The 12,620-nt window shown below is 34.1% G+C and carries 9 protein-coding genes; 8 read left to right on the forward strand and 1 reads right to left on the reverse strand.

Features of this window, described 5'->3' with window-relative positions; translation table 11 throughout:
- Positions 1-74 precede the first annotated feature (74 nt).
- Genes IPJ63_01740 through pgk form a run of 7 tightly spaced genes read left to right on the forward strand, consistent with a single transcriptional unit; the run spans position 75 to position 8,908 of the window.
- The gene (locus tag IPJ63_01740) at positions 75-1,832 is read left to right on the forward strand and encodes a type II/IV secretion system protein (GenBank protein QQR76962.1); all 1,758 of its coding nucleotides are present in this window, start codon (positions 75-77) and stop codon (positions 1,830-1,832) included.
- Between the two features lie 12 nt (positions 1,833-1,844).
- The gene (locus IPJ63_01745) at positions 1,845-3,062 is read left to right on the forward strand and encodes a type II secretion system F family protein (GenBank protein QQR76963.1); all 1,218 of its coding nucleotides are present in this window, start codon (positions 1,845-1,847) and stop codon (positions 3,060-3,062) included.
- A gap of 8 nt (positions 3,063-3,070) precedes the next feature.
- Complete coding sequence (locus IPJ63_01750) at positions 3,071-4,861, forward strand: hypothetical protein (GenBank protein QQR76964.1); 1,791 nt, start codon at positions 3,071-3,073, stop codon at positions 4,859-4,861.
- Positions 4,862-4,865: 4 nt separating this feature from the next.
- Positions 4,866-5,468, forward strand: a complete 603-nt coding sequence (locus IPJ63_01755) for a prepilin-type N-terminal cleavage/methylation domain-containing protein (GenBank protein QQR76965.1) — start codon at positions 4,866-4,868, stop codon at positions 5,466-5,468.
- Between the two features lie 2 nt (positions 5,469-5,470).
- Positions 5,471-6,949, forward strand: a complete 1,479-nt coding sequence (locus IPJ63_01760) for a hypothetical protein (GenBank protein ID QQR76966.1) — start codon at positions 5,471-5,473, stop codon at positions 6,947-6,949.
- A 37-nt stretch (positions 6,950-6,986) separates the two neighbouring features.
- The gene (locus IPJ63_01765; protein ID QQR76967.1) at positions 6,987-7,751 is read left to right on the forward strand and encodes a triose-phosphate isomerase; all 765 of its coding nucleotides are present in this window, start codon (positions 6,987-6,989) and stop codon (positions 7,749-7,751) included.
- A 47-nt stretch (positions 7,752-7,798) separates the two neighbouring features.
- Positions 7,799-8,908, forward strand: a complete 1,110-nt coding sequence (gene pgk / locus IPJ63_01770) for a phosphoglycerate kinase (protein ID QQR76968.1) — start codon at positions 7,799-7,801, stop codon at positions 8,906-8,908.
- Between the two features lie 451 nt (positions 8,909-9,359).
- Here the strand turns inward: pgk and IPJ63_01775 are convergent, their stop codons facing one another.
- Complete coding sequence (locus IPJ63_01775; GenBank protein ID QQR76969.1) at positions 9,360-10,427, reverse strand: M23 family metallopeptidase; 1,068 nt, start codon at positions 10,425-10,427, stop codon at positions 9,360-9,362.
- A 354-nt stretch (positions 10,428-10,781) separates the two neighbouring features.
- Between IPJ63_01775 and IPJ63_01780 the strand changes: the two genes are divergently transcribed.
- Positions 10,782-12,596, forward strand: a complete 1,815-nt coding sequence (locus IPJ63_01780) for a hypothetical protein (protein QQR76970.1) — start codon at positions 10,782-10,784, stop codon at positions 12,594-12,596.
- The last annotated feature ends 24 nt before the right edge of the window (positions 12,597-12,620 follow it).

Here is a 12,620-nt window from a genome sequence, read left to right on the forward strand (position 1 = left end):
AAATAAAAAATCCCGCAGTCGCGGGATTTTTTTGTATAAGAATACAAATTATTTTGTTATAATAAAAACAATAAATGCAAATCAAAGAAGATCAATTAAAAAAGTTTATTATCGAGAGTGGTCTTGTTGCAAAGGCTGATATTGCTCTTGCTGATAAAACTGCAAAAGAAAAAGATCAATCGATTGGCGATGTTCTGGTTTCTTTTGGAAAAATAACTGACATTGATTTAAAACGTATGCAAGCGTATGTGCTTGGGATACCTTTTATATCACTTGCAACAGAAAAAATTGATTTTGAAACTCTATCTTTGATTCCTGAAACTATTGCTCGTAAACACAACATAATTGCTTATAAAAAAAGACCTCGTGAGCTTGAGGTGGCGATGCTTGATATAGATGATCTTCCAGTTATAGATTTTATAAAGAAAAAGGTTGAGCTTAAGATATCTCCTAGACTTACTGATTCTGATTCAATCAAGCACGCACTATCTCAATACAAAAAAAGTTTAAAGGCAGATTTCGACGACATAATAAAAAAAGAATCCTCATCTCTTAAGACTATCTCAGAAGATGGAGGAGAAGGTGCTTTGTCCGAAAAAGAACTAAAAGAGATGGCAGAAGACTTGCCTGTGGTAAAAATTGTAGACACTCTTATATCTCATGCAATATTGCAAAATACATCTGATATTCATATTGAACCAGAAGAGGAACAGCTCTTAGTTCGTTATAGAATAGACGGCATACTTCGTGATGCTATGGTCTTGCCGCGTGATGCATCAGCGGGCATAACTGCACGTATAAAAGTTTTAGCTAATTTAAAACTCGATGAGAAGAGGCTTCCTCAAGACGGTAGATTTAAAATAACAACAGAATCCGGAGACCGAGTATCTTTTCGTGTATCTACACTACCAACATACTATGGCGAGAAGACTGTTATCCGTATTTTGAAGGAGAATTCAAAAGGCTATACCCTAGAAGGTTTAGGATTTCATGGTGAAGGTCTTGAGAGAATTCATAATGGAATGAAACAAAAAACAGGAATGGTTCTAGCAACAGGACCTACTGGCTCAGGTAAGACTACAACACTTTATACAATGCTTGATATCTTAAATACTCCAGATGTGAATATATCTACAGTAGAAGATCCGATTGAATATCAAATGCAGAGAATAAACCAAACTCAAGTAAAATCTGAAATAGGTTTAACTTTTGCAAATGGATTGAGAACACTGCTTCGTCAAGATCCAGATATAATAATGGTTGGAGAGATACGCGACACCGAAACTGTTTCGCTTGCTATAAACGCAGCGCTGACAGGTCATTTGGTGCTTTCTACAATACACACGAACTCTGCTGCGGGAGCGATACCTCGTATGATCGACATGGGAGCTGAGCCATTTTTAATCGTGTCTACAGTTAAAACTATAATCGCACAAAGACTAGTGCGAAGACTCACAAGTGTAAAAGAAAAATATTTTTTAGAGAAAGAAGAAATATCTGCTCTTGCAAAAATAGTTGATCTAGACAGAATGATGGTTTTTCTTAAAGAAGAAGGTGCTGTTCCAAAGGACGCTAAATGGGAAACAATTCCTTTTTATAAAACTAAATCCTCTGAAGAATCTGAGAGTGGATATAGTGGAAGACTTGGAATACATGAGGTTATGGCAGTTACCCCTACAATCAAAGAACTTATATTAAAAGGTGCTTCAGAAGATGTAATAGAAGAACAGGCAAAAAAAGAAGGAATGATGACCATGATAGAAGATGGTCTATATATGGCGGTTCAAGGTTTAACTACCACAGAGGAAGTTTTGCGTGTGGTTTCAGAATAAAGATATTTCATAATGAAATATACATATAAAGTAAAAAATAAAGACGGAACAGAAAAAAAAGGAGAAATAGAAGCTCCGGATAAATTTAGTGCAGCAAAGTCTCTTCGTGTTGATGGTGCACAGCCTATATCTATATCTGAAGCCAAAGTTAAAAAGACAGGCATATCAGTCCCTTTTATCGATTCAATTTTTAATAAAATTAAACTCCATGAAAAGATAATTTTTACTAGAAATTTAAGTGGAATGTTATCTGCTGGTTTATCGTTGTATAGAGCATTGGTGGTTTTAGAAAAGCAGACAAAAAATGAAAAATTTAGATCGATACTCAATTCTCTTATAAAAGATATAGATAAAGGCGGTACTTTATCTGAAGGTATGTCTAAATATCCAAAAGTTTTTTCTACTTTATTTGTTTCTATGGTTAGAGCAGGAGAAGAATCTGGAAAAATGTCTGACTCTTTAAAAGAAATTGGATTAAATCTTCAAAAAACCTACGATTTAAATAAAAAAATTAAGGGTGCGATAATGTACCCATCTATAATAGTCGGAGCTATTTTTTTGATAGGTATTTTTATGATGATTTTTGTTGTACCAGTACTAACCTCTACATTCAAGGAGTTAAATATAGAATTACCTGCAAGTACAAAATTTATTATTTTTATAAGCGATTCATTATCAAAAAGTCCATTATTAACATTAGGTTTGGTTTTCTTACTTTTTATAGGACTATTTTTATTGTTTAAATCAAAATTTTTTAAAAAATATTTTGATTTAATAATATTTCACATCCCGGTTGTTGGAGAGATAGTAAAAGAAGTTAATTCTGCTCGTACAGCTAGAACACTTTCATCTCTACTCATTTCTGGGGTTGATATGACAAAAGGCCTTATTATTACAGGAGAGGTTTTACAAAATAAATTTTATAAAGATACAATGCAAAAGGCTGTAGTCGATATTCAAAAAGGTATTACACTATCATCTGTATTCAAAGAACGAGTAAATTTATATCCAATAATGGTTGGTGAAATGATCGAAGTTGGAGAGGAGACAGGTAAACTTTCTAATATGTTGGTAGATATAGCAGTTTTTTATGAATCTGAGGTAGACAATAAGACAAAAGATTTATCTACAATTATTGAACCCGTACTGATGATTTTAATAGGAGCTGCTGTAGGATTTTTTGCTATTTCGATGATATCACCAATGTATTCTTTGATGGATTCGATCTAATTATAATTATGAAAGATTTCAAAAATAAAGGTGTCACTTTAATTGAAACCCTAGTAGCAGTAGCTTTTATTGTAGTTTTTTCTGTTGCTATTTATAACGTATATTCAAAAATACTTGAAACTACAGCTACTTTATCGAATAGACAAATAGCGGCAGCCCTAGCAAATGAACAATGTGAAATAATAAGAAATATGCCTTATGAAAACATAGGGACTTTGGGCGGAATTCCATCAGGAACACTATTACAATCACAGACACTAACAAGGGATAATATAAATTTTGATGTTTTTATAACAATAAGAAATATTGATGATCCTTTTGATGGTACTTTAGGTGGTATACCAAATGATTTGTCCCCAGCAGACAATAAACTGGTCGCGATTGAGATTGCTTGTGATACTTGTAAAAATTTTATACCAGTAGAATATACAACACATATAGCACCAAAAAATTTAGAAACATCATCTACAAACGGTGCTTTGATAATACGAGTATATGATGCAGATGGTATTCCTGTGCCGGATGCTTTGATTGAAATTGACAATACCGAGCTATCACCAGAAATTCATATAGATGATGTTTCGGGTATAGATGGTACTTTGAATATAGTGGACGCACCTCCTTCTGTTGATTCTTATAAAATTAGGGTCTCAAAAGATGGGTACTCAAGTGAAGAGACCTATCCAATTGGAGATATAAATAATCCTAATCCTACCAAACCAAACCAAACTGTTATAGTTCAACAAATAACCCAAGTAAGTTTTTTTATAGACAAAGTTAGTACTATACAAGCGAATTCAATTTTTGAAGATTGTGATACTGCACAAAATATTGATTTTCAAATAAATGGTTCAAAGACAATAGGCACATTACCAGACGTGCTTAAATACGACGCATATTATACGACGAATTCTTCCGGTAATAAGACAATATCGAATCTAGAGTGGGATACTTATAATGTAAGCGTTACAGATAGTTCATATGATCTTATAGGTACTAACCCTTTACTGACACTGGGCTTAGTACCTGATTCCTCTCAAGATTTAGATTTGATTGTTGCTCCTAAAGATCCAGCCAGATTACTTGCTGTTATTAGAGATCAGTCCACAGGATTACCTTTGACTGATGTTTCTGTGCGTCTTGAGGGTCCTACAGGATATGATAATACTTTAATTACCGGTCGTGGATTCCTGACTCAGACAGATTGGTCTAATGGAGCAGGTCAAGACATGATAGGTTCATACTCACAATATGCAAATTCAGGTGGAAGGATAGAGACCAATTCAAATCCTGGTTCAATAGAAATTGAAGATGTTTTCGGATCATATATAGAAGGTGGGTGGTTAGAATCTTCTACTTTTGATACTAATAATCTTAGTAATTTTCACCAAATATTATGGAGTCCAAGTAGCCAGCCTATTCTCACCGGTGATGATAGTGTAAAATTTCAGGTTGCTTCAAATAATGACGGTTTAACTTGGAATTTTTCTGGTCCTGATGGTACAGGAAGCACATACTATACTCTTTCAGATACAAATATAAATTCTTCAATAAGCGGCAATAGATATTTTAGGTATAAGATATATTTAAGTACAGAAGATTCAGCTTATACTCCTAACGTTTCAGATATTTCATTTACTCTTACAACAGAATGCACGCCTCCAGGACAGGTTTCTTTTTCCGGTCTTGTTTATGGGGAATATACAATAACAGTTACTAAATCTGGATATCAAGACTATATTCAATCGGTTACTATTTCAGACGAGTGGCAAAAGGAAGAAATAGCAATTTCGCAATAAATATATGAATAAACAAAAAGGTTTTACTTTTATAGAAATTTTAGTAACAGTCGCTGTAGTGGGATTAATAATTTTAGTATCAAGCTCTTTGAATAAAGATGTAATTGTATTTAGTAGAATATTTCAATCTGGATTAAACGCGGCAGATGAAGCTAGAAAAATATTAAGACCAATGGCAAATGAGATTCGTTCCGCATCCCCGTCTTCTGCAGGTGCTTATCCTATAGAGAGCGCTACAGCGACATCTTTTATTTTTTTCTCAGATATAGACAGTGATGGAGACAAGGATCGTGTTAGATACTATTTATCAGGAACAACACTAAAAAAGGGTGTTATAAACCCATCAGGAAATCCTGCTGTTTATTCTTCTATGTCTGAAGTTAATACAGATATTGTCCATAATATACAGAATGGAGCTACTCCAATATTTTTGTATTATGATGCATATTATGACGGGACAACAAACCCTTTGCCAGATCCTGTTTCTATATCATCAATAAGATTGATTAAAATTAATTTTATAATTGATTCTGATTTGAATAAGTTACCATCTGCGACTACAATTAGTACACAAGTATCTTTTCGTAACCTAAAAGACAATTTATAAATATGAATAGAAAAGGTTTTATACTTTTAAATACAATTATTTTTTCATCAATTGCTATTACCATAGTATATGGATTTATTGGTTGGGCTGGGACAAGCCTTAAAGCAACCAGACATCTTATTGCTAGAGAACAGGCTTTTCAAATTGCAGAAGCAGGTATTGATTATTATAGATGGCATCTAGCACACTCACCTACAGACTATCAGGATGGTACTGGGGCAGAAGGACCTTATATACATGATTTCAAAGATAAAGACGGTAATGTAATAGGTCAATATACCCTAACAATAACCCCGCCCATAACAGGTTCTACTTTAATAAAGATTAAATCTACAGGTACTGTCGTATCAAATCCAGAAGTACACAGGACCATCATGTCTCATTTAGCAATACCTTCTCTTGCAAAATATGCTGTAGTCGCCAATGATGTTATGCGTTTTGGTGAAGGAACTGAAACTTTTGGCCCTATTCATGCAAATGGTGGGGTGCGTTTTGATGGTATTGCTCATAATATAGTTACCTCTGCTGTTTCTTCATATGATGATCCAGATCACGAAGATTCTGGTACAGAAAAATTAGAATTTGGAGTTCACACTCATGTAAAACCACCACCTGCTTCTGGGACATATACTAATTACGTTTCTGCTGAAACACCACCTAACACTGTAAATGAAAGAACTGATGTATTTATAGCAGGTAGGATATTTCCATATCCTACGGCAGATTTCGTGGGTATTACTGCGAATATTTCACAAATGAAAACAGATGCACAATCAGATGGTCACTATTATAATCCTTCTGGTTCGCTAGGATATCACTTGGTTTTAAAGACGAATGACACTTATGATTTATATAAAGTTACAAGTCTCACTGCTGTTCCGAATGGTTGTAAAAATAAATTAAATGAAGATGGTTGGGGGACCTGGAGTATAAAATCTTCAGGCGGACAGACATTGTTGGGGAATTATAATTTTCCTAATAATGGAATTATATTTTTAGATGACAATGTTTGGGTTGATGGGCAGATAAATACTGCTAGATTGACAATTGTTGCCGGTCATTTTCCAGACATAATTGCAAGTAGAAGGAGTATAACCATAAACAATGATTTAATTTATACAAACTATGATGGACAAGACGTTATTGGTTTAATAGCCCAGAAAAATATAAACGTTGGTCTTATGTCAGAAGATGATCTAAGGATAGATGCCGCTATCGTTGCACAAAATGGACGTGCAGGTAGGTATTATTATGGAAATGGAGGTTCTGCGGGTAATTGTGGTTCCACAGCAAGTCGAGATACCCTTACTTTGTTTGGTATGATAGCCACAAACCTTAGATACGGGTTTGCTTTTACAGACGGAACTGGATATGATTTACGCTATTTAAATTATGATGCAAATCTTCTATATGGTCCACCACCATCATTTCCACTTACTTCTGATAAATACTCAACTGTTTTCTGGGAAGAACAGAAATAAATTACATAAATAATTATATTTTGTTATAATATTAATCATGAAAACAAAGAAGATTATCGTTGCGAATTGGAAGATGAATCCGCTAAATACTAAAGACGCGATAAAACTTTTTTCCTCTATTAAATCTACATCTCAAAAAAGTAAAAAAACTTCCATAGTAGTGTGTAGTCCATCTATTTTTTTGCCGGTACTATCTAAATATTCAAGTATTAAATGTGCGCTAGGTGCTCAGAACATGCATTTTGAAACAAACGGTGCTTTTACAGGAGAAATTTCTGCAAAGATGTTGAAAGATTCTAAGGTTTCTTATGTTATTTTGGGTCATTCAGAGAGGCGAGCAATGGGTGAAGATGATATTTTTATAAATCAAAAGATAAAAATGGCTATCAAGTCTGGCATAACACCGATTTTGTGTGTAGGGGAAAAGGAGCGCACAGGAGATGCTTGGTATTTACATGCAGTTAAAACTCAAGTAGATGGATGTTTGGAAGGATTGAGGCCAAGTGATCTAGCAAAGATAGTCATAGCCTATGAACCCGTGTGGGCGATAGGCAAAGATTCTGTTCGAGTAGCAACTCCAAGTGAATGTGAAGAAATGGTCATATATATACGAAAAGTTTTATCTGATAAGTTCGGAGCAAAAAATGCTCAAACTCCTATGATTGTTTATGGAGGTTCTGTAGACAGTAAGGAAGCTCAGGATTTTATGATGAACGGTGGTATAGATGGATTCTTAGTTGGAAGAGCCAGTTTGAATCCAAAAGAATTTGAAAAAATAGTACAAATTGTAGATTTAATATAAATATTAAAACCCGCCAAATTTGGCGGGTTTTATGATACAATTTTTGTATGAAATCCATAAAAAGTCTTGGAAATATAAAAGGTAAGGCGGTTCTCGTGAGAGTCGATTTCAACGTTCCAATTGAAGGAGATAAAATAATAGACCCTACTAGAATACTAAAAGCTATACCAACAATTGAATATCTAAAGAAAAAAGGTGCTTTAGTAATACTGATTTCTCACTCTGATTTACAAAAAGACACTCAAACACTTTTACCTGTAGTAAAATTTTTAAATAAACATATAAAAGTGCGTTTTATAGAAGGCGCGATTCCTAAATCTATAGATATAAAAAATGGAGAGGTGGTTTTATTGGAAAACTTGCGTCGATTTAAAGGCGAAAAAGAAAACGATCCAAAGTTTGCAAAAAGCTTGGCTCTCTTGGGTAGTGTCTATGTAAACGAAGCCTTCCCTGTATCACATAGAGCCCATGCGTCTATTGTTGGTGTGCCGAGATATTTGCCATCATATGTTGGATTTCAATTTGAAAAAGAAATCAAGAATCTATCTCTCATCCTTAATAAACCCAAAAGACCATTTTTGTTTATATTGGGTGGAGCAAAATTTGAAACTAAAATGCCTCTTATAAAAAAGTTTCTAAAAGATGCTGATAGGGTAGTTGTAACAGGGGCGCTTATGAACAACTTTTTTAAAGAAGCTTCTTTTGAAGTCGGAAGATCTCTTGTAGAAAGCGGAGATTATGGAATTAAAAAAATAATAAATAACCCAAAACTTCTTTTACCTGTGGATGTAGTAGTTACTGGTCAAGATGGAGGAAGACTTACTAAAGGTATCGATGAGGTTGGCAAAAAAGACAAGATTGTGGATATAGGAGATAGGATAATAAAAGAATTTGAGATTTTAATAAATAAATCTAAATTTGTTTTATGGAATGGTCATACTGGGGAGTACGAAGCTGGCTTTGACCATGGAACCATAGCTTTGTTGAAAATATTGGCTAAATCAAAGGCAAAAACAATAATCGGCGGAGGAGATACTGTTGCTCTCGTTTCTAAAATGAAAATGGAGGATAAGTTTTCTTTTATTTCAACTGGTGGTGGAGCCACTTTAGAATATCTATCTAAAGGTACGTTGCCTGGAATTAAGGCTTTGAAATAAAGAAAAAATCCGCTTTGCGGATTTTTTAATTTGTTTTTTCTTATTACTTTTTTAAAAAAGTAATGCAAAAACTTCTTTGGGTATATTAAAAATCTAGCTCACTACACTCAGGCTCGTTAAAAATATTAACTCGTTTCACTCAAACAGAATATTTTTTACTTCGTAACACTCGCCTTCGTGTGTTCGTAGACAATTTTTAATATAAGCCAAAGCTAGGACCCAAAGGATTCTGAGTTCTTAAATAACCCAATCCACACTTTCTAAAAAGCCTTGCGCAGGCGGGTAGCCGAGCAGAGCAAAAATCCAGCAGGATTTTATGCGTGCTTTTTAAAAGTGATGGATAAAATAAAAGTTTTCTAGAAACTAAGTTATATAAAACCACGAATGTGATATGGGTTTTGTATAAAAGAAAAAATCCGCTTTGCGGATTTTTTCTTTTCAGAGTTTTTATTTAAAATGGATTTTTTGCTCCACGAATCTCGAAGTGCAAGTGTGGTCCTGTTGATCTTCCTGTGTTTCCGACAGCACCTATTACTTGTCCTTGGGTGACTGTTGCTCCCAAAGGAACAGACACTTTTGACATGTGTGCGTATAAAGTTTGAGTTCCGTTTGAGTGTTTTATAACCACATAACTTCCATATCCTCCACCCCATCCTCCTGATCTGGAAACAATAACTGTTCCACTTGCTGATGCATATATTGGAGTTCCAACCGGTGCTGCAATATCTATACCGTTAAATCCATGAAGTCCTTGGGATTTTCTTCCACCAGACAGTGGTCTGATGTAATAACCCTTCTGTTCAGGTGCACTCGTTCCCCAAGTTTTTTCTTTTTTACTACTAGAAGAAGATGTTTTGGTTGTTTTTGTTACTTTTGGTGCAGCTATTTCACCATCTGGTATAAGAAGTATTTCACCTGTTTTCAAAGATGCTGTTTCAATAATTCCATTAAATTGGGCTATTTCTTTTGCATCCGCATTGAAATTCTTTGCAATACTAGATATTGTCTCACCCTTTTTAACAACATGTCTAACTCCTGTTATTGGCAGTATTGTTAACATCTGGCCTTCCTTTAGGCTATCTCCTTTTTTTAGATCGTTTGCCCACATTATTGTATTGGCAGAAACCCCATACATTTCCGCGATTGCTCCTATAGAATCTCCAGACCTTACAACATACAGACTGATCTCGTCGCTTTCTGGGAAGTCATATTCTACAACGTCGGCTAGTGTTCCTAGTGGACCCACTTCAGATTTTAGAGCTCCGTCGCTTATAGTTACAGTTTTCTCTATTAGAACTTGGTTTGGGTCTGGGCTATGATATGCCATCAAAATAGGCATTGTCTGTGAATTTTGCTCTATATTACTTGTCTCCGCATGTACTTCTGTTGTAGAAGATAGGCCAAAAATCGATAAAATATTGGCCTCTGTCCTAAGCGGGAATATGACGAAGGCTCCTATTATAGATATAGAAAAACAAACTTCTTTGGTAGGAAGCTTATTATATAAGGCTATTTTCATCTGACCCCTTGAATTATAGGTGTTTTTCAGGTCAGAATCTTTTATTGTAGGTTTTATATGCTTTTTTATTTCCCTCCACTAGTCGCATGTAGGTGACCAAAAAGTAGTAACTACAAGCTTTTTTGACTGTTTTGGGGTTACGATCGTTCGGAAAGTCTATCAAAATATAGCTTTATGGGGATATCTGTATTAGGGATACTGCAAAATAAGGTATACTTATCTATATGAACCCTATATATTGAGGGTATCCGATACCGGCAGGCTAGTCAACGAACTATATCCACACCCTGTGGATTACCTGTGTGGCCAATAAATTTGACAAAATTTTAAAATTTAGTATAATTATATTACAATATGTCAGAACAACCCCCAAAGGTTTCAGATATTAACCCAAGCCAACTAATAGCTTATTTGGATGAGCAAATCCTGAAGGATGTGGCAAACCATCTTTTTATAAAAGCGAGACTAGAAAAGCCAGTAGCTGAATTTTCCAAGACCAAAGACCCTGAGTCTATAAGAAAGATACTCGTTATTTTAAGAGATTCTGGCAAAATAACCAAAGATGAAGCCTCTTTGGTAGCAGATTCTTTCAATGAATATATGAAAATTCATAACATAACAGGATCTATTGATATTTCTGTTTCTGCAGAAAAAATTAAAAATACAGACAATGAATCTAGTGTTGATTTAGATGCCACCGAAGTTTTTACTGTCGGTGTTTTTAGTGCAGATGAATTGATGCAAGAAATTGACAGTCAGATAGAAAAATTAAAAGTAGCAGATCGCAAGAAGATAAAAAAGATATTGGAGGCTTTTCAAGAAGGTGTTGTTAAGTCAGTAAAAAATGAGCTTTTGAAAAAAGTTAAATCAACTGATGAATCAACTGTAAACAAAATACTTTTGATTGTAGAAAAGTATCTTAAGACACATGATGTAGAAAAAAAAGAACAAGAAATTTCAGATCGTTCGGAAGTAAAAAACAAAAGACCAACAAAGGTGGTAAAAGATCTAAAAGATTTGGACCTCGATGCTATAGAATCAGAATCTCAGGACGGAATACAAACAGAAAGTGCAGAAGAGCTTAAGGTGTTAGGGCAATATAACACCCTAGTTGATCTTGGTTGGACAAAAAAACAAATCAAGAGTTTTTCTGAACAAAGAAGAGAAGAGATAGCTAAAAGAGGCGAGAAAAATCCCAACAGTCCTAAATTTAAAGAAATTGTTTCAAGTGATAAAAACTTAGGTTTAAATGCAGACGCTATTTTCGATAGACTCACAGCTATTCTTGAAAAGGGTAGTCCTTATAAAGATTCTGATGTAAAAGTTTTCAGAGGAGAAAAATTCTTAGATAAAGACTCTGGGATGATATTTGAGGTTGTAGATACAATCCGTACAGAAGAAGATCCAGAAGGATTGGATGATTCAGAAAAGTTTGCTTACTACGAAAATCATGATCAGGTTTTATTGGAAGGTCCATTTGATTATGAGACTGGTAAAAATATTACCAAAAAAATAAGCAACAGAGAATTTGCTGATTTAATTGCGAATGAATCTTTTGTTTCTACAACAGATAAAAATCCTGAAGTTACAGGAGGTTCAAACGAGGAAATTGATTCTCTGGAGGACGAAATAAATAGACTAGTGAAGCAACTCGATGGACTTAGGGCGCCAAAAACAAACAACGAGCGTTCTCTAAAAGAAGATTTACAAAAAGAAGTTTTTGAGAAAAGAAATAAACTAAAAGAGCTTGTGAGTTTAGAAAACAAAGATAGTATAATAGAAGGTAAAATAATGCGTTTTATAGAAAATGCAGGAATCCCATTTGAGTATGGAGATATTCTTTTACCTATAAATGGTGGAAATGAATTCATAATAAAACACCCATTTACTGAATTTGAAGGTCAGACACTATATACTTATACTTATTACAAAATAGCCAGATATAATATAAAAAATCCACCCAAAGATATTCCTAAAAATAAACTAGAAGATTTTCAGTATTCTGAACGCAAAGATTTTAAGTCTGAAGATATTACAAAATACAGGGTAACAAAAAGAGAATATCTTGGTATACTTTTGAAGACTGTAGAAATAGAGAAAAATAAGATACAAGAAAAAAGAAACTTATTGGAATTATTAAAAGAAGAGATTAAAAAAAGGGATTTGTAAAATAATTATTAATTTTATTTAAAA

The sequence above is a fragment of the Candidatus Nomurabacteria bacterium genome, assembly GCA_016699365.1.
In the GTDB taxonomy this organism is placed as follows: domain Bacteria; phylum Patescibacteriota; class Minisyncoccia; order Phycocordibacterales; family UBA9973; genus CAZLWF01.

Bases quoted from the DNA above. Each gene is read 5' to 3' on its own strand.
- IPJ63_01750 (QQR76964.1), top strand. From the start codon at position 3,071: ATGAAAGATTTCAAAAATAAAGGTGTCACTTTAATTGAAACCCTAGTA.
- IPJ63_01740 (QQR76962.1), top strand. From the start codon at position 75: ATGCAAATCAAAGAAGATCAATTAAAAAAGTTTATTATCGAGAGTGGT.
- IPJ63_01760 (QQR76966.1), top strand. From the start codon at position 5,471: ATGAATAGAAAAGGTTTTATACTTTTAAATACAATTATTTTTTCATCA.
- IPJ63_01755 (QQR76965.1), top strand. From the start codon at position 4,866: ATGAATAAACAAAAAGGTTTTACTTTTATAGAAATTTTAGTAACAGTC.
- IPJ63_01780 (QQR76970.1), top strand. From the start codon at position 10,782: ATGTCAGAACAACCCCCAAAGGTTTCAGATATTAACCCAAGCCAACTA.
- IPJ63_01765 (QQR76967.1), top strand. From the start codon at position 6,987: ATGAAAACAAAGAAGATTATCGTTGCGAATTGGAAGATGAATCCGCTA.
- IPJ63_01745 (QQR76963.1), top strand. From the start codon at position 1,845: ATGAAATATACATATAAAGTAAAAAATAAAGACGGAACAGAAAAAAAA.
- pgk (QQR76968.1), top strand. From the start codon at position 7,799: ATGAAATCCATAAAAAGTCTTGGAAATATAAAAGGTAAGGCGGTTCTC.
- IPJ63_01775 (QQR76969.1), bottom strand. From the start codon at position 10,427: ATGAAAATAGCCTTATATAATAAGCTTCCTACCAAAGAAGTTTGTTTT.